At 64.6% G+C, this 23848-nt stretch carries 21 protein-coding genes and 1 riboswitch; of the genes, 18 read left to right on the top strand and 3 right to left on the bottom strand.

The genetic code is table 11. The features are described 5' to 3' along the window. The 15 genes from IEX61_RS09240 to putP form a co-directional block, all read left to right on the top strand. Positions 1-995: thiolase family protein (locus tag IEX61_RS09240; protein WP_188817731.1), on the top strand; the 995-nt coding region annotated here is incomplete at its 5' end. Between the two features lie 209 nt (positions 996-1204). Further along, a complete protein-coding gene (locus IEX61_RS09235; protein ID WP_054671340.1) occupies positions 1205-2023 on the top strand; it encodes a PaaX family transcriptional regulator in 819 nt (272 codons plus the stop codon). Between the two features lie 207 nt (positions 2024-2230). After that, positions 2231-3262 (top strand): DUF3048 domain-containing protein, encoded by a 1032-nt coding sequence (locus IEX61_RS09230; RefSeq protein WP_172673536.1) that lies wholly within the window; start codon positions 2231-2233, stop codon positions 3260-3262. 80 nt (positions 3263-3342) lie between these two features. Continuing rightward, positions 3343-3705, top strand: coding sequence for a YerC/YecD family TrpR-related protein (locus IEX61_RS09225; RefSeq protein ID WP_054671348.1), 363 nt, complete (start codon positions 3343-3345; stop codon positions 3703-3705). Between the two features lie 130 nt (positions 3706-3835). Next, on the top strand, positions 3836-4501 hold the full coding sequence (locus IEX61_RS09220) for an N-acetylmuramoyl-L-alanine amidase (RefSeq protein ID WP_188817729.1): 666 nt from the start codon (positions 3836-3838) through the stop codon (positions 4499-4501). Further along, entirely contained in the window at positions 4498-4623 is a 126-nt protein-coding gene (locus IEX61_RS09215; protein ID WP_172673537.1) for an S-layer homology domain-containing protein, read from the top strand. Before IEX61_RS09220 ends, IEX61_RS09215 begins: the two co-directional genes overlap by 4 nt. After that, on the top strand, positions 4613-4882 hold the full coding sequence (locus IEX61_RS09210; protein ID WP_157057744.1) for a hypothetical protein: 270 nt from the start codon (positions 4613-4615) through the stop codon (positions 4880-4882). The genes IEX61_RS09215 and IEX61_RS09210 overlap by 11 nt, the downstream gene beginning before the upstream one ends. A gap of 149 nt (positions 4883-5031) precedes the next feature. Then, positions 5032-6246: an MFS transporter gene (locus IEX61_RS09205; protein ID WP_054671354.1), complete on the top strand. Its 1215-nt coding sequence runs from the start codon at positions 5032-5034 to the stop codon at positions 6244-6246. A 126-nt stretch (positions 6247-6372) separates the two neighbouring features. Beyond that, positions 6373-7083, top strand: coding sequence for a heptaprenylglyceryl phosphate synthase (pcrB, locus tag IEX61_RS09200; protein ID WP_188817737.1), 711 nt, complete (start codon positions 6373-6375; stop codon positions 7081-7083). A gap of 94 nt (positions 7084-7177) precedes the next feature. Next, entirely contained in the window at positions 7178-9418 is a 2241-nt protein-coding gene (pcrA, locus tag IEX61_RS09195) for a DNA helicase PcrA (RefSeq protein WP_229725811.1), read from the top strand. 18 nt (positions 9419-9436) lie between these two features. Then, positions 9437-11452 carry an NAD-dependent DNA ligase LigA gene (gene ligA, locus IEX61_RS09190; RefSeq protein WP_188817727.1) on the top strand — a complete coding sequence of 672 codons (2016 nt, stop codon included), beginning with the start codon at positions 9437-9439 and terminating at the stop codon, positions 11450-11452. A gap of 49 nt (positions 11453-11501) precedes the next feature. Further along, positions 11502-12605 (top strand): CamS family sex pheromone protein, encoded by a 1104-nt coding sequence (locus IEX61_RS09185; protein ID WP_054669483.1) that lies wholly within the window; start codon positions 11502-11504, stop codon positions 12603-12605. Positions 12606-12737: 132 nt separating this feature from the next. Further along, positions 12738-14285: an L-glutamate gamma-semialdehyde dehydrogenase gene (gene pruA / locus IEX61_RS09180; RefSeq protein ID WP_188817725.1), complete on the top strand. Its 1548-nt coding sequence runs from the start codon at positions 12738-12740 to the stop codon at positions 14283-14285. A 404-nt stretch (positions 14286-14689) separates the two neighbouring features. Next, on the top strand, positions 14690-15406 hold the full coding sequence (locus IEX61_RS09175) for a hypothetical protein (RefSeq protein ID WP_054669486.1): 717 nt from the start codon (positions 14690-14692) through the stop codon (positions 15404-15406). A gap of 186 nt (positions 15407-15592) precedes the next feature. After that, positions 15593-17092 (top strand): sodium/proline symporter PutP, encoded by a 1500-nt coding sequence (putP, locus tag IEX61_RS09170; protein WP_054669502.1) that lies wholly within the window; start codon positions 15593-15595, stop codon positions 17090-17092. Between the two features lie 186 nt (positions 17093-17278). Here the strand turns inward: putP and IEX61_RS09165 are convergent, their stop codons facing one another. Beyond that, positions 17279-17482 (bottom strand): CstA-like transporter-associated (seleno)protein, encoded by a 204-nt coding sequence (locus tag IEX61_RS09165; protein WP_188817723.1) that lies wholly within the window; start codon positions 17480-17482, stop codon positions 17279-17281. Positions 17483-17522: 40 nt separating this feature from the next. Next, complete coding sequence (locus IEX61_RS09160) at positions 17523-19634, bottom strand: carbon starvation CstA family protein (RefSeq protein WP_188817722.1); 2112 nt, start codon at positions 19632-19634, stop codon at positions 17523-17525. Positions 19635-19874: 240 nt separating this feature from the next. Between IEX61_RS09160 and IEX61_RS09155 the strand changes: the two genes are divergently transcribed. The 3 genes from IEX61_RS09155 (at position 19875) to IEX61_RS09145 (ending at position 23076) form a co-directional block, all read left to right on the top strand. After that, a complete protein-coding gene (locus IEX61_RS09155) occupies positions 19875-20822 on the top strand; it encodes an MraY family glycosyltransferase (RefSeq protein WP_229725810.1) in 948 nt (315 codons plus the stop codon). A gap of 100 nt (positions 20823-20922) precedes the next feature. Then, positions 20923-21051: riboswitch (SAM riboswitch) on the top strand. Between the two features lie 72 nt (positions 21052-21123). After that, the gene (locus tag IEX61_RS09150; protein WP_054669516.1) at positions 21124-22764 is read left to right on the top strand and encodes a nitrite/sulfite reductase; all 1641 of its coding nucleotides are present in this window, start codon (positions 21124-21126) and stop codon (positions 22762-22764) included. 84 nt (positions 22765-22848) lie between these two features. Then, positions 22849-23076 (top strand): DUF3906 family protein, encoded by a 228-nt coding sequence (locus IEX61_RS09145; RefSeq protein ID WP_054669510.1) that lies wholly within the window; start codon positions 22849-22851, stop codon positions 23074-23076. Positions 23077-23106: 30 nt separating this feature from the next. Here the strand turns inward: IEX61_RS09145 and IEX61_RS09140 are convergent, their stop codons facing one another. Then, positions 23107-23766 (bottom strand): GNAT family N-acetyltransferase, encoded by a 660-nt coding sequence (locus tag IEX61_RS09140; RefSeq protein WP_188817720.1) that lies wholly within the window; start codon positions 23764-23766, stop codon positions 23107-23109. Between the last annotated feature and the right edge of the window lie 82 nt (positions 23767-23848).

Genomic DNA, 23848 nt, shown 5'->3' with positions numbered 1-23848 from the left:
CCGTGCTGCTGGCCGGGCTGCCCGAAGAGGTGGGCGGCGTGACGGTGAACCGCCTGTGCGGCTCGGGGCTGGAGGCGGTCAACCAGGCGGCGGCGGCCATCCGCGCCGGGTGCGGCGACATCTTCATCGCCGGCGGGGTGGAGAGCATGTCGCGGGCGCCCCTCGTCATGCTGAAGCCCGAGGAGGAGCTGCCCCGCGGCAACCGCGAGCTGGTGGATACGACGATTGGCTGGCGCTTCGTCAACCCCCGCCTGGCGGAAAAGTACCCGCCCTACAGCATGGGCGAGACGGCGGAGAACGTCGCCGAGCGCTTCGGCGTCACCCGCGAGGAGCAGGACGCCTTCGCCCTCGAAAGCCAGCGGCGGGCGGCCCGGGCGTGGGAGGAGGGCAAGTTCGCCGACGAAATCGTTCCCGTGGAGGTGCCCGCCGGCCGCGGCGAGACGCGCCTCTTCGCCAGGGACGAGCACCTGCGCCCGGACACGACGCTGGAGAAGCTGGCCCAGCTGAAGCCCGCCTTCCGCCCGGGCGGGACGGTGACGGCCGGCAACTCGTCGGGGATCAACGACGGGGCGGCGTCGCTCCTGATCATGGAACGGAAGACGGCCGAATCCCTCGGCTTTACGCCGTTGGCGCGGATTGTCACCTTCGCCGTGGCCGGCGTTGACCCGAGCTACATGGGGCTGGGGCCGATCTACGCCACGCGCAAGCTGCTGGCGCGCGCCGGTCTTACCCTTGACGATCTCGACCTGGTGGAGCTGAACGAGGCCTTTGCCGCCCAGGCGCTGGCGTGCATCCGCGAGCTGGGCCTGGATCCCGCCAAGGTGAACGTCAACGGCGGCGCCATCGCCATCGGCCATCCCCTCGGGGCCAGCGGCGCGCGCATCCTCGGCACGCTGGTGTACGAGCTGCGCCGCCGCGGCGGGCGCTATGGCCTGGCGACGATGTGCATCGGCGTCGGCCAGGGCATTGCCACCCTCGTCGAACGCCTCGCGTGAGGAAGATCTACCGGCATCTCCTGTTCATCAACGGGCAGCATGTTGTAGCGGGCACGGTAAAGCTGTGGTAAACTTACGAACAGATCAATTCTGAAGGTTTCGGCTGGTGATCCGACCGGATGGCTTCATCGGTACGGCCAAAGGCGCAGAAAGATGATGACACGCGCACCGGGTGTAGCCGGTGCCGAGACCTTTCCTAGGGGGTTGGCATGCGCCCAAGATCCTTGCTCTTCACGCTATTTGGGGATTTCCTGCGCTACGCAGACGTCGCCGTTTGGATTGGCAGCATTATTAAGTATATGGAACCGTTCGGATTTACCGAGGGCGCGACTCGCGTGGCCATATCCCGCATGGTGCAACAGGGGTGGCTCAATTCGCGCAAGGTCGGGCAGAAGAGTTATTACAGGTTGACCGAAAAAGGGCGGCAGCGATTGGAGGAGGGAACCAGCCGCGTCTACCATCGTGTTCCCGAACCGTGGGACGGCATGTGGCGCGTTGTCGTGTACAGCATTCCGGAAGACCAGCGCCACCTGCGGGACCAATTTCGCAAAGAATTGCAGTGGCGCGGGTTTGGCCCCCTGTCGCACACCACGTGGATCAGCCCGCGCAACGTTTACGCGCAAGTGATGGCGCTCATCCAACAGTACGACATCCAGCCCTACGTGGACGTGTTTACCGCGCGATATGACGGGCCGCAGACATACCAGCAGATCGTGCAGAAAGCGTGGAACATGGCTTCCGTGGAGGCATGGTACGAAGCGTTTCTGAAGACGTATTCCGTTCGCTTTGAGACCCTTCGCCAGCGCCTCGCCCACGGTGATCTTTCGGACCGCGAGTGCTTTGTCGAACGGACGTTACTCGTGCACGAATACCGCAAGTTTCTGTTTGTCGATCCCAATTTGCCGGAGGAATTGCTCCCGCCGAATTGGATTGGCCAGCGGGCCCACCTTCTCTTTCAGGAACTGCACAAGCTCCTTTCCCCCGGAGCGGAACGCTTTTTTGCCGCGCATTTTGATTTTGTTTCGTAAGGTGTCGTCCCCCGTTATGGGGTTTTTCATAATTTTGTAAACAATTTCTTAAAAACAGGATTGAACTGGGAGGCGATCCTCCAGCGCATTTCCCGGGTAAACCGCGTGTTGCAGGTCAGTCTGGAAGAATAGGGCAGGAATTGCATGCCCGCAGCGCGAAGAGAAAGTTTAAAGAACAAACTTATCCGGGGGAGAAGAGGATACCGCATGCGCAAGGGGATGGTTTTCGCGCTGGTGCTCGCCCTGGCCTTTATGGCCGGGGGGTGCCGCAACGAGGTGAGAACGGTGCCGGAACCGCCGCCGCAGGCGCCCGGCGAAACGGAAACGGCAACGGAAGGGGAGCCGACGGTCGTGGCGCCGCTCACGGGGCAGGTGGTGACCGTCCCCGCCAGCCACCGTGCGGTCATGGCGATGGTGAACAACGCGCCCAAGGCTCGCCCCCAGTCGGGCCTTGACAAGGCGGATATCGTCTACGAGGTGTTGGCCGAAGGGGACATCACCCGCTTCGCCGCCATCTACCACAGCCAGGCGCCCGACGTGATCGGGCCGGTGCGGAGCATTCGGCCGTATTACATCGAGCTGGGGGCCGGTTTTGACGCCGTCATGGTGCACGCCGGGGGCAGCCCCGATGCCTTGGCGCAGTTGCGCGAGGGCGGATATGCCCATCTCGACGAAATCCACAATCCCCGCTATTTCTGGCGGGATGCGTCGCGCAAAGCGCCGCACAACCTGTACACCGATCTGACGCGCATTCGCCGGGCCATGGCCGACAAAGGGTACCCCGACGTTGGCAAGCTGCCGCGCCTGCCCTTTGTGGACGATCCGCGCCAGGATCCGGTCGGGGTGCCGGCGCGGAAGGTGGAGATCCGCTACATGGCGACGTACCGCTGCGGATACGAGTACGACGCCGCTCGCCAGGTGTACAAGCGCTTCACGCAAGGCAAGCCGCACCGCGACCGCACCACCGGCGAGCAGCTTGCGGCGGTGAACGTGATCGTCCTTGAAGCCAAACACCGCGTGCTGGACGCCGCCGGGCGGCGGGAGATTGACCTTGCGGGACCGGGCCGCGCCTACGTGTTTCAGCGCGGGGTGATGCAAGCCGCCACGTGGAAGCGGGTCGACGGCGTGTTGCGCGTGTACGGGGAGGACGGGGCGGAGATTCCCCTGTACCCCGGCAACACGTGGGTGAACATCGTGCCAGATGCTCCGGGTTTGACAGCCAGCGTCCGTTACGAGTAAACTAACCTCGTACGGGATTTTCGTGCGGTGATGTTCTGCAGGCGAAACGTGCGGGAACCGGGGGAAGGAGTGAACCGAACATGCCCCTGGAAAAGCTGAAGAGCCGCGAAGTGGACCAATTGTTCGAGGCCATCCTGACCCTGCGGACCGTGGAGGAGTGCTACCGGTTTTTTGACGATTTGTGCACGGTGAACGAGATTTACTCCCTGGCGCAGCGGCTGGAAGTGGCCCGCATGCTGCGCAAGGGATGCACGTACAGCCAGATCGAGATGGAGACGGGCGCCAGCACGGCGACGATTTCGCGCGTCAAGCGCTGCCTCAACTACGGAAACGACGGCTACGAGCTGGTGCTTTCGCGGCTGGAGGAGGCCAAGGAAGCGAAGGGGCGTTCGTCGTCGGGAAAGGCGTTGCCCGCCTCTTCCCATGATGAAGGCGGAGCGTAAACCGATCGCCTAGGCCATCGTGTGGTCTAGGCGGTTTCTTTTTCCGGAAATCGGCTTATAACCCTTCAGAACGCCTCAGGCCGCGCATAGGCTTTGAAGAAGATGCCTCACCACATAAGGAGAGGGGAGAATGGACAAGGGAAAACGGCGCGTGGTGATTGATCCGGGCCATGGCGGAAAAGATCCGGGAGCGGTGGGCTTGGGGCTGCAGGAAAAGGAGGTGGTCTTGCATCTGGCGCAGCACGTGCGGCGCGCGCTGGGCGGCTACGAGGTGGACGTTCTCCTTACCCGCGAGACGGACGAATGGGTCTCCCTTGACGAGCGGGCGCGAAGGGCCAACGAAGCGGATGCGGATCTGTTTGTCTCCCTTCACTGCAACGCCGGTGGCGGCCAGGGGTTCGAATCGTATGTTCATCCTGCCGCGCCGGAGCGGACACGCGCCATCCGGGAGGTCCTGCATCGCCGCGTGATGGCATTTTTGGCGTCGTACGGCATCCGCGACCGCGGGCAGAAGGAGGCCAATTTCGCCGTCCTGCGCAAAACGAAGATGCCGGCGGTGCTCCTGGAAAACCTGTTTCTCGACCATCCTAGGGAAAATGCCCTCTTGCGTGAAGAGGCCTTTCGAAAAGACCTCGCCCAGGCCATCGCGGCGGGCATCGCCCAGGCTCTCGGGTTGGCGCGCCGCGAAGCCCAACCGCCGGGTACAGGGCAAAACCCGTCGCCGGCGCCACCTTCCTCGTCGGCGGAGCCCGCGGAGAGGTCGCGGAATGGGCGCGCGAAGCCGTCGAGTGGGTGAAGGCCAAAGGGTGGATGACGGGGTTACCCGATGGGACGTTTCGCCCCAAACAACCGGTGACGCGCGAGGAGTTGGCCGTCGTGCTGTATCGCATCCTTGGGGGAGCGCGGGATGATCAGTGAAATCACCGTGATTGGCGTCGTCATGGTGCTGGTGGGCCTGATCCGCAGCGCCCTGGAACGGGTCTTGCCGCCGCCGGTGGTGAAGCAGTACATCGTTCCCCTGCTGGTTCTCGGCTTGGCCGCCGTCTTCAATGCGTTGAATGCGTGGGTGTTTGTGGGGCCGACGGCGGTGAAGGAGGCCCTTGTGCGGGGCATTGAGCTGGGTGCGCAGGCGGCGGGGATCTATTCCCTGGGCAAAGCGGTTCTCGGCAAATCCTGAGCGCTGGCCGTGTACGGCCGATTTTTTTTGTGCCCAGGGGCGTGGGTGGGCCGGAACGGACACGGGCGGTTGTGCATAGGGTGAACTGCGCCCTTCGGGACGATGCGCGTCCAAAGGGGGCAAGTGAACCGGGGGAAGGTGAGGGAAGAATGGGGGTTCGCAGCACGCGTGAGCCCCGCGCGCTTTCCTGGCGTCTTTTGGGCTTGTGCGGGGTCGGCTTGCTCTTTGACGCCATGGAAGTGGGCATGTTGGCGTTTATCTTCGCCGCGCTGGCCAAGGACTGGCATCTGGCGCCCAGCGTCACCGGGATGCTCGGCAGCGTCAACTTTATTGGCATGGCCATTGGGGCGGCGCTGGCCGGGCTGTTGGCCGACCGCTTTGGCCGCCAGCGGCTCTTCGTCGGGACGCTTATCCTGTACAGCTTGGCCACGGGGGCCAGCGCCTTTGCCGGGACCGTTGCCGTCTTGCTCGCGCTGCGCTTTCTGGCCGGCATGGGCCTGGGCGGCGAATTGCCCGTGGCCACCACCTACGTGCTGGAGTCGGCACCGGAGTCCTCGCGCGGCCGCGCGGTGGTGTACCTGAACAGCTTCTGGGCCGTCGGCATGTTGGTGGCCGCCTTCGTCTCGTATTTCATCATTCCCGCGTACGGGTGGCAGGCCGGCTTCTTGATTGGGGCCCTGCCGGCGCTGTACGCCGTCTATTTGCGCCGTCGCCTGCCGGAGACGCCGGCGTTCCAGCGGCAGGCGGCGCGTCCTCCGCTTCTCCGGCAGGTGGGCGGGCTGTGGGGTGTGGAATTCCGGAAACGGACGGCGGTGTTGTGGCTGCTGTGGTTTGCGGCCAACTTTTCCTATTACGGCATGTTCCTGTGGCTGCCCTCGATGATGGTGCTGAAGGGCTACACCCTGGTGCGCAGCTTCGAATACGTGCTGATCATGACGCTGACGCAAATTCCGGGATACCTCAGCGCCGCCTACTTGGTGGAGCGTTGGGGCCGCAAGCCCACGGTGGTGGCCTATCTTCTCTTGGCGGCGCTGTCCGCCCTGGGCTTTGGGCTGTCCAAATCGCTGGGGATGCTGATCGCCTTTGGGCTGGCGCTGTCCTTCTTCAACCTCGGCGCGTGGGGCGCCATCTACGCGTTCACGTCCGAGCAGTACCCGGTGCGCATTCGCGCCACGGGAACGGGCTGGGCGGCCGGGTTTGGCCGTGTGGGCAGCATTCTTGCCCCCTATCTGGTCGGGTTGGCCATCAGCGCGGGTATGGGGTTTGCGTGGATTTTCGGCGCGTTCTTCGCCGTGATGGTGCTGGGCGCGCTGGTGGTGGCCGCGTTTGGTCGGGAAAGCCGTCCGGCAGCGACGAAACCGTAACGCCCGTTTCGGGGTGGTGCGGGTCCGCTTGGCGCGGGCCCGCTTTTTTGTGGGATGGGACGGCGTCTCGTCGTTGCGAAATCGGCGCGGGATGGTAGAATAACCGTAGCGCAAAAGGAGGAACGCATCATGGACGTGGGCGCGTGGCGCCACGTGTTCAAGCTGGACCCGAACAAGCCCCTGTCTGACGCCGCCCTTGAAGCGGTGTGCGAGTCGGGCACCGACGCCATTGTCATCGGCGGGACCGACGGGGTCACCTTCGACAATACTGTGGAGCTGCTCGCACGCGTGCGGCGCTATGCCGTTCCGTGCGTGCAGGAAATCTCGTCGCTAGAGGCGGTGGCGCCCGGCTTTGACGGCTACCTCGTGCCCCTCGTGCTCAACGCGCGGGATCCCGATTGGCTGTTGCGCCCACACGTGGAGGCGATTCGCCGCTTGGGTCGCCTCATTCGGTGGGACGAGCTGGTTGTGGAGGGGTACATCGTGCTCAATCCGGAGGCGAAGGTGGCGCGCCTGACGCAAAGCGACACCGCCCTGGATGCGGAGATGGCGGCTGCCTACGCCACGCTGGCCGAACGGCTCTTGTCGCTGCCGGTGGTGTACCTCGAATACAGCGGAACGCGCGGCGATGTCGCCCTGGTGCGGCGGGTGCGCCGTGCCCTGGAGCGCGCGCGCCTCTTTTACGGCGGCGGCGTGGACGACCCCGAGGTGGCGCGGGAAATGGCCCGCGTGGCCGATACGGTGGTCGTGGGCAACGCCGTGTACACGAACCTCAGGGGGGCGCTGGCGACGGTGGCGGCGGTCAAGGAAACGCCCGTCAACGCCGCGGACGCGTGAAGCGAGGGCGACGGGAGCTCAAGCGCCCCCAACGCTTGCGCCGGCGCGGCGGACGGGTTGAGCGGCAACAGGCGATACCGAAACGGGCGGGCAGGTGATCGATGTGACGGTACAGATTGGCGAGGTCGACCGGCTCTTGGCCGGCCTCAACGACCAGCAGCGCGCGGCGGTTGTGACCACCGAGGGCCCGGTGCTCATCCTGGCCGGTGCCGGGTCGGGCAAAACGCGGGTGCTCACCCACCGCGTGGCCTACTTGCTGGGGGTGAAAGGGGTCCCGCCGTGGAACCTTTTGGCCATCACCTTCACGAACAAGGCGGCGCGGGAGATGCAGGAACGCATCGCCCGCCTCGTCGGCCCGGCGGCGAAGGACTGCTGGATCATGACCTTCCACGCCATGTGCGTGCGCATCCTGCGCCGCGACATCGAGCGGGTGGGGTATACGGCCCACTTTTCCATCCTGGACCCGTCCGACCAGCTCGCGGTGCTCAAGGAGTGCCTCAAAGAAAAGAACCTGGACGCCAAGCGCTACGACCCGCGCGCCGTGCTGGCGGCCATCTCCCACGCCAAGAACGAGCTCAAAGACCCGGAGCGCTTCGCCAAGGCGGCGCAAACCCCCTATGACCAGGTCGTTGCCGAATTGTATTCCCTGTACCAGGAGAAGCTGAAGCGCAACAACGCCCTCGACTTTGACGATTTGCTCCTCGTCACCGTGCGCCTCTTTGAGGAGCATCCCGACTTGCTCGGGCACTACCAGAACAAATTCCGCTACATCCACGTCGACGAGTACCAGGACACCAACCGCGCCCAATACCTCCTGGTGCGCATGCTGGCCGACCGGCACCGCAACCTGTGCGTGGTGGGCGACAGCGACCAGTCGATCTACAGCTGGCGCGGGGCGGACATCCGCAACATCCTCGACTTCGAGGCCGACTTCCCCGACGCCACGGTGATCAAGTTGGAGCAGAACTACCGGTCGACCAAGCGCATCCTCCGCGCGGCCAACGCGGTGATCGCCCACAACACGTTGCGCAAGCCGAAGACGCTGTGGACGGCCAATCCCGAGGGCGAGCCGATTCGCTACTACGAAGCCGATGATGAGCGGGACGAGGCCCTGTATGTCGTCGATCGCATTCGCGACGGGCAGGCCAAGGGGCGCAAGCTGTCCGACTTCGCCGTCCTGTACCGGACCAACGCCCAGTCGCGGGCCCTGGAGGAGGCGCTGATGAAGGCCGGCATCCCCTACCGCGTCGTGGGCGGCATCAAGTTCTACGAGCGCAAGGAGATCAAGGACCTCATCGCCTACCTGCGCCTCGTGGCCAATCCCGACGACGACATCAGCCTGCAGCGCATCGTCAACGTGCCCAAGCGGGGCATCGGCGCGGCCACGCTGGAGAAGCTGGCCGCCTACGCCGCGGAGCAGGGCCTTTCCCTCTTCCGCGCCATGCAGCGGGCCGAGGAGGCGGGCGCAAGCGGCAAGACGGCCGCCCGCCTGGCCGACTTCGTCCAGTTGATCGAAAACCTGGCGGCCATGGCCGAGTACCTGTCGGTGACGGAGATCACGGAGGAACTTCTCGACCGCACCGGCTACCGCGAGGCCCTCAAGCAGGAAGGCACACCGGAGGCCCTGGGTCGGCTGGAGAACATCGACGAGTTCCTCACCGTGACGAAGGCCTTTGAGGCGTCGAGCGAGGACAAGTCCCTCGTTGCCTTCCTCACCGAGCTGGCCCTCATCTCCGACGTCGACCGCCTCGACGAGGAAGGACCGGCCGACGCCGTCACGCTCATGACCCTGCACAGCGCCAAGGGATTGGAGTTTCCCGTCGTCTTTCTGGTCGGCATGGAAGAGGGCATCTTCCCGCACAGCCGCGCCCTGGCCGACGATGAAGCGCTGGAGGAGGAGCGGCGCCTGGCCTACGTCGGCATCACCCGGGCGATGGAGGAGCTCCACCTCACCTCGGCGCGGTGGCGAACGCTGTTTGGCGACACGCGCGCGGGCGTGCCGTCGCGCTTCCTGGACGAGATTCCCGAGGCGGAACTCCAGCGCGTGGGCGGTCCGGAGGCCGGCCCGGCTACCGAACGGTCGTCCCCGTGGTGGCGGCGGACGCTTGTGGCCGTGGGCGCTGCGCGGCGGAGCGCGCCCACGCCCAGGGAGACGGCCTTCCAGCCGGGGGACAAGGTGCGCCACGCCAAGTGGGGCATCGGCACCGTGGTGAAGGTGAAGGGCAGCGGCAGCGAAGCGGAGATCGACGTGGCCTTCCCGGCGCCCACCGGGGTGAAGAAGCTCTTGGCCGCCTATGCTCCCATTGAGAAGGTGGAAGGACCGGGGTCCGTTTGACGGAAAGGAGGCGCGGGAATGAACCGTGAGGAAGCGGCCCGGCGGATCGAGGCGCTGCGCCGGCAGATCGAGGAGCACAACTACTGGTACTACGTCAAGGACGATCCCAAGATCAGCGACGCCGAATACGACGCCCTGATGCGCGAGCTGATCGAGCTGGAGGCGGCCTTTCCCGACCTCGTCACCCCCGATTCCCCCAGCCAGCGCGTCGGCGGCGCCCCCCTCGACGCCTTCGAGAAGGTGACCCATGCCGTTCCCATGCTGAGCCTCGACAACGCCTTCGACGAGGGCGACCTGCGCGAGTTCGACCGGCGGGTGCGCAGCCTCCTCGGCGGCGAGGCGGTGCAGTACGTCGTGGAACCCAAGATCGACGGGCTGGCCGTCACGCTGCGCTACGAGGACGGCCTTTTCGTGCGCGGGGCGACGCGCGGCGACGGGATGACGGGGGAGAACATCACGCAGAACCTGAAGACGATCCGCTCGCTGCCCCTTCGCCTGCGCCGCCCGCTCACCCTGGAGGTGCGCGGGGAGGCGTTCATGCCCAAGGCGGCCTTCGAACGGCTCAACCGCGAACGGGAGGCGCGCGGCGAGCCGCTCTTTGCCAACCCGCGCAACGCCGCGGCGGGCAGCCTGCGCCAGCTCGATCCCAGGGTGGCGGCGGAGCGGACGCTGGATCTGTTCGTGTACGGGCTCGCCCAGATCGAAGGGGAGGCGGTGGCCACCCACTGGGAGGCCCTCACCCTCCTCGAGGAGCTGGGCTTTAAGGTGAACCCCGAGCGGCGGCGCTTCGCCACCATCGACGAGGTGATTGCCCACTGCGCGGAATGGGCCGCGCGGCGCCACGATCTCCCCTACGTCATCGACGGCCTCGTCATCAAGGTCGACCGCTTCGACCAGCAGGAGCGCCTCGGCGCCACGGCCAAGAGCCCGCGCTGGGCCATCGCGTACAAGTTCCCGGCCGAAGAGGCGGTGACGGTCCTGGAGGACATCGAGGTGAGCGTCGGCCGCACCGGCGTCGTCACGCCGACGGCCATCCTGCGCCCGGTGCAGCTGGCCGGCACGACGGTGAAGCGCGCCTCCCTGCACAACGAGGACATCATCCGCGAAAAGGGCATCCGGCTCGGCGACCATGTTGTCGTGCGCAAGGCGGGCGACATCATTCCTGAAGTGGTCGCCGTGCTCGCCGAACGGCGCACGGGAAGCGAGCGGCCCTTTTCCATGCCGACGCACTGCCCGGCGTGCGGCAGCGCGCTGGTGCGCTTCGAAGGGGAGGTCGCCCTGCGCTGTGTCAACCCGAGCTGCCCGGCCCAGATCGTCGAGGGGCTGATCCACTTCGCCTCCCGCGACGCGATGAACATCGAGGGCCTCGGCGAGCGGGTGTGTCAGCAGCTCTTTGACCACGGCCTGGTGCGCAACGTGGCCGACCTGTATTTCCTCGACCGCGACGAGCTTCTCCGCCTCGAGCGGATGGGGCCAAAGTCCGCCGACAACCTGCTCGCCGCCATCGAGCGGAGCAAGGCCAATTCCCTCGAACGCCTGGTCTACGGCTTGGGCATTCGCTTCATCGGGGCCAAAGCGGCCAAGTCGCTGGCCCAGCACTTTGGCACCCTTGACCGGCTGATGGCCGCCACTTTCGACGAGCTCCTGACGGTGCCGGAGATCGGGCCGAAGATGGCCGACAGCGTGGTGACCTATTTTGCGCGACCGGAAGTGCGGACGGTGATCGACCGGCTGAAGGCGGCCGGCGTCAACACGGTGTACAAGGGGCCGTCGCCCGCGGCGCAGGCGGCGTCGCCCTTCGCCGGGAAGACCGTGGTCCTTACCGGCACCCTGGCGTCGATGACGCGCAAGGAGGCCCAGGAGCGCATCGAGGCTTTGGGCGGCAAGGTGGCCTCCAGCGTCAGCAAGAAGACCGACCTCGTCATCGCCGGGGAAAACGCCGGTTCCAAGCTGGCCAAGGCGCGCGAGCTGGGCGTTCCGGTGATCGACGAGGCGGCGTTTTTGGCCCTGCTCGGTTCGGATGACCGCGCGTAGGGCCGCTTTTGCGCGACAACGGTTTACGGGAAAAGGAGACGAACGAGCGATGCGCCGAATGTCCCTCCGCATCGCCCTGCTGGTTGGCGCATGCGCGCTGCTCGCAAGCGGCTGTGCGCCGTTGGACTTGCGACCGAAGGGGAACCTGCAGCCCGAAAAGGCGTACATTTCACCGGCGTTGGAGACGACCAACCGCTTCTTTCCGGGGTTGCTGCCCTACTACCCGAGCCAGACCCGGGGGATGCTGATGCAGGGCGACGCCCTGGACGATCTGGACATCAGCCGCCTGGAGATGGGGCTCATCGAGATCGCCCAGCAAACCTTTTCGCCGGACAACACCTATTTCCGTGAGGGCCAACTCATCACGCGCGAAGAAGCGCGGGAGTGGCTCAGCCGGAAAAGTCCCAGACATCCGCACGGCTTAAATCCGCCGGAAGAGACGGAGCCGCGCCTTCTGGTTCACATTTTGGAGCATGATTATTACCAGGTGGTTGACCGTGAGGCCCGGCTGGTGGGCATGGTGATCGGGCTTACCCTCAATCCGACGCCGACGGTGAAGGGCCCCGATGATCAACCGGTCACCCTGGAGCTGACCGATGACGCGCTGCGTCGCGAAGGGAAACGCTTCGCCGCGGCCGTGGCCGAGCGCCTGCGCGAGAAGGGTGTGCGGGACGTGCCGCTCATTTTTGCCATCTACCGGAAAGAGACGCAAATTCCCTATCTGCCCGGCCGGTTTGTTGCCGTTGGCACGGCCGACGCGGGGAAGACGGCCATTGCGCAGTGGCGTGAGGTCCACGAGCGGTTTGTCCTCCTGCCCAGCGCGGAGCGTTTGGAAGGCCCGTTTCTGTTGCTCAACCGGCGTTTCGCCGATTACCAGCGGACCATTCAGGAGTTTTTCCGCGGGTATGTCGCGGTGACCGGCCTGGCCCGTTTTGAGGGAGAGCAATTGCTCGAGCTGCGCATTCGGGCGGTGGCCGAATACGATTCCCGCGCGGAGGCCATCCAAACCATCCAGTTTATGGCCAATCGCCTGAGCGACTTGGTCGACGCGGATGTCCACGTGACGATCACCGTGGAAACGGTCAACCAGCCCCTTGCGCTGTACGAACGTCCGGTCGACGGCGAGCCGTATTTGCATGTGTTCCGCTACTAGCGCCGATGGCCGCCGCGGCGGATTTGCGCGAGCGCGAACGGAAGGAAGGCTGGCGTTTGAAGGATCGGTTTCCCTTGTATTACAATACGGGTGGGTTGAAAACGCCATCATTGGAAAACGGGAGTGAGCCGCATGGTCGTCGATTTCAAGAACGAGCCCTATACCGATTTTTCAAAGGAGGAGAACCGCCGGGCGTTTGAAGAGGCCCTGCGCAAGGTGGAGGCGGAGCTGGGCCGCGAGTACGACCTGATCATCGGCGGCGAGCGGATCAAGACTGATCGCAAAGCCCAGTCGATCAACCCGTCGAACATCGATCAGGTGGTCGGGATCGTGTCGCAGGCCGACACGGCGCTGGCCGAAAAGGCGATCCAGGCGGCGCTCAAGGCCTTTGAAACGTGGAGGCGCGTCCCGCCCGAAGCGCGCGCCCGCTACCTGTTCAAGGCGGCGGCCATCCTGCGCCGGCGCAAGCATGAGTTTTCGGCGTGGATGGTGTACGAGGCAGGGAAGAGCTGGGCCGAGGCCGACGCCGACACGGCCGAGGCCATCGACTTCATGGAGTACTACGGCCGGCAGATGATCAAGCTGGCCGAGCGCCAGCCGCTCGTGCGCATTCCGACAGAAGACAACGAAATGTACTACATTCCCCTCGGCGTCGGGGCGATTATTCCGCCGTGGAACTTCCCGCTGGCGATCATGGTCGGCATGACGACCTCGGCCATCGTGACGGGGAACACCGTCGTCCTGAAGCCGGCCAGCACGACGCCGGTCATCGCGGCCAAGTTCATGGAAATCCTCGAAGAGGCGGGCCTGCCGGCGGGTGTCGTCAACTACGTGCCCGGTTCCGGCGGCGAGATCGGCGACTACCTCGTCGACCATCCGAAGATCCGCTTCATCTCCTTCACCGGGTCGAAGGAGGTCGGCCTGCGCATCTACGAGCGGGCGGCGAAGCGCCAGCCGGGTCAGCTGTGGCTCAAGCGCGTCATCGCCGAGATGGGCGGCAAAGACGCGATCATCGTCGACTCCAGCGCCGACCTGGAGCTGGCCGCCCAGGGCATCGTCGTATCCGCCTTCGGCTTTTCTGGCCAGAAGTGCTCGGCCTGCTCGCGGGCGATCGTCCTGGAAGACGTGTACGACCAGGTGCTCGAGCTGGTGGCGGAGAAGACGAAAGCCCTCAAGGTGGGCGACGTGCGCAACCCCGACGTCTTTACCGGTCCGGTCATCGACGAGAAGGCCTACAACAAGATCCTCTCCTACATTGAAATTGGCAAGTCCGAAGGCCGCCTTGTTGTCGGCGGCGGCAAAGGGGAAGGGAACGGCTACTTCATCCAGCCGACCATCTTCGCCGATGTCGACCCGCGGGCGCGGATCATGCAGGAGGAAATCTTCGGGCCGGTGGTGGCCTTCACCAAGGCGAAGGACTTCGACCACGCCCTGGAGATCGCCAACAACACCGAGTACGGCCTGACCGGCTCCGTCTATTCTCGCAACCGGTTCAACCTGGAGAAGGCGCGGGAGGAGTTCCACGTCGGCAACCTGTACTTCAACCGCAAGTGCACGGGTGCCCTCGTCGGCGTGCACCCCTTCGGCGGGTTCAACATGTCCGGCACCGACTCCAAGGCCGGCGGTCCGGACTACCTGCTCCTGTTCACGCAGGCCAAAGTGGTGTCGGAAGTGCTGTGAGACGGACAAGCGAAGCAGCGATGCGCAGACGCCGCGGCATGACGCTGCGGCGTTTGCTTGTGCCGTTTCCCGGCGGTTGGGGCTGGCGTCTGAAAGCGTCGGAAACGCGCAGTTGAACGCGACATTCGGAATGCCGGGGGGAACGTGACCGTTCGGATTTCGGTCCGCGCGGAGCAGGAATAGGGTCCGTGCGGGCCCTTTTTTTATGCGGGTCGACAAGTGCCGGAACGTGGCGGCCTGGCGGAGCCGAAGGCCTGCGCCACCGGTTCAGCCGCGCGTCCACGCCGCGCGGTCCGTCCGTGGAGATCCCTGCGGGGATCCCGTTTGTTCGTCGGTGCTCGATTTGCTAGTATGGTGGGCGAGCGGGTGAGGTGACGACATTCGTTTGGCGAGGAGGGTTCCCCATGCGGTATGGCGTTGTCGGAAACGGCCGCGCGCTGGCCGTTGTGATGCCTGATTTGGAGGTGGCGTACCTGGCCGCGATCGACCCGTCAGGGATGAGGGTGTTTGATCGGGCGCAACACCCTGAGGGAGCCTGCCTGCGACTGGTCGCCGGCGGGCGCGTGCCCGAACCGGTCGCCCAGGCGTATGTCGGACAGAGCGGCGTGCTGCGTACCGTGGCCTGTATCGGCGAGGTGGAGATTGACGCGACGGATTACCTGCCCTTTGCGCGGCCGCTCTTTCTGCGCGACATGACCATCGTCAACCGCTCCGAGGCGGAGGTTCCCTTTGTGCTGACGGCGGAGGCGGTTTCCGTCCCGCCGAATGTGTCCGTTACGCGTGACGGCGACCTGACCGTGCTGGAGGGCCGCTTCGGCGTGGCCGCCTTTCGCTTGGAGGGGGTGGTCGGCCTCCTCGAACCGCAAGAAGAGGCCCTTGTGCGCCTGGCATTGGCGTGGGGGCCAAACCGCGATGCGGTACGGGAGGAACTGGATGCGGTGGAAAGCCTCTCCCCCCAGGAGGTGCTGTGGGAGTGGGAGCAGCGGATGGAGCAGCAGGCCGGTCCCGCTGTTCCGGAGCGCGATCGCGTTCTGCGCATCGCGACCGGTTGCGCCGCGTTTCGTGCCGACTGGTTGAACGAGCCGCCTGCCTCCTGGCTGGACAAGCTGCGCAAAGGATAAACTGGGCCCCGTTTTGCCCCGCGCGGTGTGCTACTATTGTTCTAGATCAGCACCCCGGGATGAGGAGGTGTGGTAGAGCATGACGCACTCGATCTCGTTGGCGACATGGTTCTGGCTCATTTTCCCCTTCGTGACGTTGATCGCGTTATCCATTCTGCATTACATTCAGGAGGGGCGGAACGGATAATGGAGCTCACCCGCTTGCTCAGTGATCCGGCCGTGTTCACGTTCTCGCTGTACCTCATGTTCATGCTCCTGATCGGCTTGTGGATGTACCGCCGCAACGAGTCGCTGTCCGACTACGTTCTGGGCGGTCGCCGGTTGGGGAGCTGGTTGACCGCGTTGGCCGCGCAGGCGAGCGACATGAGCGCGTGGCTGCTCATGGGGCTGCCCGGCTTCGCTGTCGCTTCCGGATTTGGTTCAATTTGGCTGGTCATCGGCCTGGCTGTCGGAACCTTCGTGAATTGGAAGTTTGTCGCCAAACGGTTGCGCGTGTATACCGAAAAATTGAATGCCCTTACCATTCCCGACTACCTGGAGGCACGCTTCGGCGACAACTGGCGTGTATTGCGGGTCTTTTCGGCTTTGGTCATCGTTGTGTTCTTCCTGCTGTACACCGCGTCTGGGTTTGTGGCCGGCGGCAAGCTCATGAACCAGGCCTTCGGGTTTGACTACACCACCGGCCTGTACGTCGCCGCGCTGATCATCATCGCCTACACCTTCCTCGGCGGATTTTTGGCCGTCGCCTGGACGGACTTTTTCCAGGGGATGCTGATGTTTTTTGCGCTGGTCATCGTTCCGATCGCCGCCATCCGTTCCATCGGGGGCTTTGACGCGATGGTGCAGACGGTTGGCGAGTTGAAGCCGGAAAACCTGGTTGCATTCCAGGCGACGGACGGCGTCGGCATGGCCCTCGTCGGCATCATCTCCCTCATGGCGTGGGGGCTGGCCTATCCAGGACTGCCGCACGTGGTGACCAAGTTCATGGCCATCCGGCAACCGGACATGTTGCGCAAGTCGACGGTCATCGCCATGGTGTGGGTGCTGGTGACGATGTACGCGGCCGTCTTTGTCGGCATGGCCGGCCTGGCCGTCTACAAAGGCGACGTGTTGGGCGACGCCCCGAAAATCGACCCGGAAACCGTTTTCATCAAGCTGTCCTATCTGCTTTTTGACCCGTGGGTCGCCGGCTTCCTCGTCGCCGCGATCATGGCCGCGATCATGAGCTCGGTCGACTCGTTTCTGCTCGTGTCGTCGAGCGCCCTCGCCGAGGACTTTTACAAGACGTTCTTCCGCCGCAGCGCGACGGAGAAGGAGCTTTTGTGGGTGGGCCGCATCGGCGTGTTGCTGATCGCAGGGATCGCCCTGGTGCTTGCCCACAGCGAAAACCAGTCCGTGTTCAGCTTGGTCGCCTACGCGTGGGGCGGGCTGGGCGCGAGCCTCGGACCGGTGATCCTCCTGTCCCTGTACTGGAAGCGGATGACCCGCGAGGGCGCGCTGGCCGGCATGCTGGTCGGGATGTTTGCGGCCATTGTCCTGCACCACATTCCCGCCGTGACGAGCTATGTCTACGAGCTCCTGCCGGCCTTCTTCCTGAGCCTGTTGTCTGTGGTGGTGGTGAGCAAGCTGACGCGCGAGCCGTCGGCGGAGGTGCAGCGCGTGTTCGAAGAGGTGGCGCAACGCTAACCGAACAGCAAAACGGCGCCGCGTTCACCGGGCGCCACGAGAAGGCCCGCCTTCGGAGATGGGGACTGGAGGCGGGCTTTCTTGCGCCGCTCCATAAACAACGGCACCGGTCTCGCCAATCGGCAAGACCGGTGCCGTTGATGTTTCGCCGAGCCTCGTCGTGTGGCCGCTCATTTGGCCGATGCGCTAGCAGCAGCGCGTCACGCCGCCCTTTTCGTAGCGCTGGGAAAGGTAATACCGGTAGTATTCCGCCTCCGTCATTGGCCGTCCGCCCTCGTGTTTGTGATGCTGCTCCCAGTGGGCCAGGTAGCGTTCGTAGTCCGGCATGCCGAAGATGGTCTTGATGTTCTTTTGAAGGCGGCGCAGGGTGTGGCGGACGCGTTCGGTCATCCTCCAACCCCCCTTTCCGTGTTTTCGAAGCCGGAGGGTGTCAGGCGACCACGCCCTTGGCTTCAGGGACGGCTTTGGACAGATCGCCGCGCGACTTGACATACGGGGCTTCGTGCAGTTCGGGCTTGGTCTTGCCCGTCCAGATGTTCACCCACAAGCGGATGGCGGCAAGGAGCAAGGCGATGACGATGGCAATGAACACGGCGGTTACGGCCGCGTCGATGTAGTCGTTCATCAGCATCTTGTGGGCTTCCTCCACCGTCTTGGCCGGCGCCGGCAGCTGCCCGGCCGCCAGGCTCTCCTTGATCATGTTGGCGTGGGCGAGAAAGCCGATTTTCGGCGAGCTGTGTAACAGCTTCTGGAATCCGGCGGTCAGGGTGACCACCGATAGCCAGGCCAGCGGCACCAGCGTCACCCACGCGTAACGGGTCTTGCCCATCTTGATGAGGATGGTCGTCCCCACCACGAGGGCGATGGCGGCGAGCATCTGGTTAGCGATGCCGAAGAGCGGCCACAGGGTGTTGATGCCGCCCAGCGGGTCGGTTACCCCTTGGTACAGGAAGTACCCCCATGCCGCGCAGATCAGGGCGCTGGCGATGAGGTTGGCTGGCAGCCAGTCGGTGCGCCGCATTTTCGGCCAGATGTTGCCCAGGAGGTCCTGGATCATGAAGCGGCCGATGCGCGTCCCGGCGTCGATGGTGGTGAGGATGAACACCGCCTCGAACAGGATGGCGAAGTGGTACCAGAAGGCCATCAGCGTATCGCCGCCGAAGACGCGGGAGAGGATGTACGCCATCCCGATGGCCAGCGTCGGCGCGCCGCCGGTGCGCGAGAGGACCGTCTCTTCCTCAATTTGCTCCGACAGGCGCTGGAAGTCTTCCGGCGTCACGGTGAAGCCCCACGAGCTGATCGTCTCCGCCGCCTTCACCACGTCGGTGCCGATCACCGCCGCCGGGCTGTTGATGCCGAAGTAGATCCCCGGCGTCAGGAGCGTGGCGGCGATCATGGCCATGATCGCGACGAAGGACTCCATCAGCATGCCGCCGTAGCCGACCAGGCGCGCATGGGATTCCTTGGCGATGAGCTTTGGCGTTGTCCCGGACGACACCAGCGAATGGAAACCCGAGATGGCGCCGCAGGCGATGGTGATGAACAGGAAGGGGAACAGGTTCCCGGAAAAGACCGGCCCGGTGCCGTCGACAAAGGGGGTGATGGCCGGCATTTGGATCTCCGGCATGACGAGGAAGATGGCCCCGGCCAGCACGAAGATCGTGCCGATCTTCAGGAAGCTTGACAGGTAGTCGCGCGGCGCGAGCAAGAGCCACACCGGCAGCACCGAGGCGACAAACCCGTACGCGATCATCCACAGGGCGATCGCCTCGCCGCTCAGCGTGAACACCTCGGACAGCGTCGGATGCTGGGCCACGTAGCGGCCGGCGACGAGCGAGAGGAGGAGCAGCACCAAGCCGAGCAGCGACCCCTCCAGCACTTTCCCCGGCCGCAGGTAGCGCATGTAGACGCCCATCAAGAGGGCGATCGGAATGGTCATGGCGATGGTGAAGGTGCCCCACGGGCTGTGCGCCAGGGCCTTGACCACCACGAGGGCGAGGACCGCGATGAGGATGATCATGATGGACAAGATGCCGATCATGGCAAGGAGGCCGACAAACGGTCCGATCTCCTCTTTGGCGATCTGGCCCAAACTCTTCCCGTTGCGGCGCATGGAGGCAAAGAGGATGATGAAGTCCTGGACGCAGCCGCCGAGCACGGCGCCAACGATGATCCACAGCGTGCCGGGCAGGTAGCCCATCTGCGCGGCGAGAATCGGCCCGACGAGCGGACCCGCGCCGGCAATGGCCGCAAAGTGATGGCCGTAGACGACCCACTTGTTTGTCGGCACGAAGTCCTTTCCGTCGTTGATCACTTCGGCGGGCGTAGCCCGATTGTCGTCCAATTGCATGATTTTTGTGGCGATAAAGCGGCTGTAAAACCGGTAGGCCACCAAATAGGTCCCGATGGCCGCCGTCAAGAGCCAGGCCGCGCTGATCGTCTCGCCGCGATGCAGCGCGATCGTGGCCAGTCCCGCCGCGCCGAGGATGGCGATGACGGTCCAGATGAGGATGGACAGGATGCCACGCTTGAGGCGCGACATAAGGGACACTCCTTTCACGTAAAATATGCTTTATGCTTGGGGGCGGGTTCCGGTGAAGGGGCTTTCACCTCCACGCAACCGCTTCCCGTTCACCATTTGTTCAATTCTTACTATACGGGAGAAGAAAAAAAACGAAAGACAGAATTTTTTTCTGCCCCCCGATGCCGCGGGTGAGATCCTGCCGCACCGGGCGGGCATACTAGGCCGTGAGGGCGTGTGGAAAAGGGGCGGTGGATCCGGGTGAAGATCGCGTTGTCCTTTTTGTCCGCTTTTTTTCTCGTCTCCGTATTCGTGCCGCCCGTTCGCCGGTTGGCCCTCTCGCTGGGGTGGGTGGATCGGCCCGACGGTCGGAAGCGGCATCGCGGACCGATTCCCCTGAGCGGGGGGTGGGCGCTGTATTTGGCGGTCGGGACGGTCGCCGTGGTGTTCGGTCCGCCGCATCTTGCGCCCGTGCTGGTGGGCGGCGGGCTTTTGCTCGTCCTGATCGGGCTGGTGGACGATGGGTACAAAGCACGGCGGCGTGAGCTTTCCCCGATGCCCAAGCTGGTTGCGCAGGTGGCGGCGGCCCTCGTGCCCTTTCTGGCCGGCGTACGCGTCTACGGCGTGCGCGACGTCGTCGACGGCGGGATGGTCCTCTTTCCCCTGTGGCTTTCGCTGTTGGCCACGGTGTTGTGGGTGGTGGCCCTCATCAACATCATCAATTTCCTCGACGGCGTAGACGGGTTGGCTGCCGGCGTCACGGCCATTGCCGCGGCCAGCTTAACGGTGATCGCCTTGTTGAAGGGGCAGACGACGACGCCTGTGCTGACGGCCGCCCTGGTGGGCGCGTGCCTGGCGTTTCTGCGGTTCAATTTCCCCCCGGCGACCATCTTTATGGGCGACACCGGTTCGGCGTTTTTGGGGTACGTTTTGGCCGTGGTGGCGCTGGATGGGACGCTGAAAACCGTCACATCTCTCTCGCTGGCGGCCACGCTGCTGGTCTTCGGCGTGCCGCTGTTTGACAGCGCGCAGGTGATCTTGCGCCGCTTGCGGGAGGGGCGGCCCATCTATCAGGCCGACCGTCTGCACGTCCATCATCGCCTGCTGGCGCACGGCCTGACGCAGGTGCAAACGTTGGCCGTTTTGTACGGGGTGTCGTTTTTGCTGTCCATGGTTTCCCTCCTCCTCTATTGGTGGGTTGTCGGGTAGTTCGCGCGATTCATAAAAAAGAGTTGACCGATCAGATTTTAGGGAGTATGATAGGGGTAACGCGCCATCGAAAACCGCATCATCGACACGCGAACGCATCCCCTTATCGAGAGAGGGGGAGGGACTGGCCCAATGAACCCTCGGCAACCGGCCCGCGTTCCGTGCGCTGCGGGCACGGTGCCAATTCCAGAAAAGGCGCGCGCGGCGGCGGCGCCTTTGAAGATAAGGAGAGAAAAGCGCGCCCTTTTCTCTTCTGTCGAGGGGAGAAGGGCGCGTTGATTTTTCCCGGGGAGGGTTGACCATGGCATTCAAGTACCCGTGGAAGTGGGCGGAGGATCCGTCCAAGCTGAACAAGGTGGAGCTGCTCAAGCTGAACCGCGACGGCCTCGACATTCTCGACGACATCGAGCGGCTCGCCCAAGCGGGGTACGAAGCGCTGACCGAGGACGACCTGCAACTTTTGAAGTGGGCGGGGGTGTACGCGCAGCGGCCCAAGGAGGAGGGCTATTTCATGGTGCGCATCCGCGTGCCGTCGGGCGTACTCAATAGCCGGCAGGCGCGCGAGGTGGCCCGCATCAGCCGCGAATACGGGCGCAGCCTGGTCGACGTGACGACGCGGCAGTGCTTTCAGTTGCACTGGGTGCGCATCGAAAACTTTCCCGACATTTTCAAGCGCTTGGCCGACGTGGGCTTGTTCACCTATGAGGCGTGTGGCGATTGCCCGCGCAACATCGTCGGCAATCCGCTGGCCGGCATCGATCCCAACGAGCTGATCGACACGCGGCCCATCGTCGAAGCCGTGCAAAAAGCGCTGTGGTTGAACCGCGAATTTTCGAACCTCCCGCGGAAGTACAAGATTTCGATTTCAGCGAACATTTACAATGCGGCCCACGCCGAGATCAACGACCTCGCCTTCACCCCGGCGACGAAGGTGATCGACGGGCAGGAAGTGGTCGGCTTTCACGTCTGGGTGGGCGGCGGCCTGTCCTCCAAGCCGCACATGGCCCAGCAGCTCGACATGTTCGTGCGGCCGGAAGAGGTGGTCAAGGTGGCCGTCGGCGTGACCCGCATCTTCCGCGACTACGGTTACCGCGAAAAGCGCCACCGCGCCCGCTTGAAGTTCCTCGTTGCCGACTGGGGCGTCGAGAAGTTCCAAGAAGTCCTCGAGGGATACATCGGGAAGTTTCCCGGCCGCGGTGAAGACAAGATCGTCGGATGGAACGCGGGGTATTTCACCGGCGTGCACCGGCAAAAGCAGGAGGGCTTGTACTACGTTGGCCTGTCCGTGCCGCTCGGCCGCATGAACGCCGACGAGCTCGAAGAACTGGCCGACCTGGCCGACAAGTACGGCAACGGCTCGCTGCGCACGTGCAACACGCAGAACATTCTGATTACGCATGTACCGGAAGAGAAGGTGGAGGCACTTCTTGCCGAGCCGCTCCTTCAGCGCATCACCCCATTCCCGAAACCCTTCTCCGGCCACGCCGTCTCCTGCACGGGCATCGAGTTCTGCAACCTGGCCCTCACGGAGACAAAGGAGCGGATGCGCAAGATTGTCGAGTACCTGGACGCGCGCATCCCGCTCGACACGCCGATTCGCCTCCACATCAACGGGTGTCCCAATTCCTGCGGCCAGCAGCAGATCGCCGACATCGGCCTGCAGGGTGCGCTGGTGAAGACGCCGGAAGGGATGAAGGAGGCCTACGACATCGCCATCGGGGGCAGGCTGGGTCCCGGGGCGACATTCAACACGCGGCTCAAGGGGCGCGTGCTGGCCGAACACGTGCCGTATGTCCTGGAAGCGCTGATTCGCTTCTACCGCGACGAGCGGCAGGAGGGAGAAGACTTCCACGCGTTCGTGCGCCGCGTCGGCGTCGACGCGTTCCAGGCCAAGCTCGACGAAGCGTTGGCCGAGACGGTCAGCGGTGCGTCCAGTCGGTAGCGGTAAACGGCGGGGCGGCATGCGGGCGGCTGACTGCGTGCCGCCTTGCTCGGCTTGCGATTTCGGGAAAAGGGTGGGAAAAGGGTGACGGAAGCGGGTTTGCATCTGTACCGGCTGGAAGCGCGCTTGCGCGACGGCCGGCTGGTGACGGTCGTCGTGGCCGCGGCGAGCGAGGAAAAGGCCTTTCAATACGCCGAAAGCCATCTCGAGCGCGACCACCTGTTTCTGTCACGGGTGGCGGAGCTTTCGCTGGTGGAAAAGAAGCCCCTGCATCCCGGTGTGGGGTACGCCGTGGTGACAGCAGAGGCCTGACGGTTGAAGGGGATGTGTTGCCCGGGTGGGTCACAATGGGGAAGGGAGATCACCGGATCTGGCGGACGGCTTTGTGGCCGTCCCTATTTTGTTTTCCCCGTCGTTCGCCCAATCCGGCCGCTGGTCGTCGTCGGCGATCAGCGCATAGACCATTCGGTCGGCGGGTTTCCCGTCGGCGCCAGGGGCGCAGCGGCGCAGCGTGCCCTCATAGACAAAGCCGATGCGCTCGGCGACGGCGCGGCTTTTCGCGTTGCGCGGGTCGACGCGGATTTCGACGCGGTTGGCCTTCAGTTCCTCGAAGGCGAAGCGGGTCAGCACCTGTACCGTTTCGGCGGCATACCCGTGCCCCCTCGCCGTGCGCCGGAGCCAGTAGCCGATCTCGAAGACGCGCAGCGCCCAGGTGTGCGGATAAAGGGTGCAGCCGCCGAGCAGGTGGCCCTCGTCCCGCGCGAAGATGCCCATGGCCAGATCGGTCCCCCGCCGCCAGCGCGTGCGGGCGCGGGCGATATGGGCCTGGGCGTCGGCGAGGGCCTGCACGTGCCGCACCCAGGGCAGCCAGGGGGCGAGGTGATCCCGCGATTCGTTGATCGCCTCCCACAGCGCCGCCGCGTCGTCCTGGCCAAGCGGGCGCAGCCGCACGCGGGGGCCGTGCAACGCGTCGGGCAGGGAAACGTCGTGGGGGAGCGCCATGGCCGTCCCTCCTTGTGCATGGAGCTTTTTTCGTTGTCCGAATCCCTTGTATTCGGTGCACTTTCACCTTCACAAAACTGTC

Source organism: Calditerricola satsumensis, from assembly GCF_014646935.1.
GTDB classification, from domain to species: Bacteria; Bacillota; Bacilli; order Calditerricolales; family Calditerricolaceae; genus Calditerricola; species Calditerricola satsumensis.
Note: the sequence above shows the minus strand (reverse complement) of the source record. Positions and strands in the feature narration are given on the sequence as shown.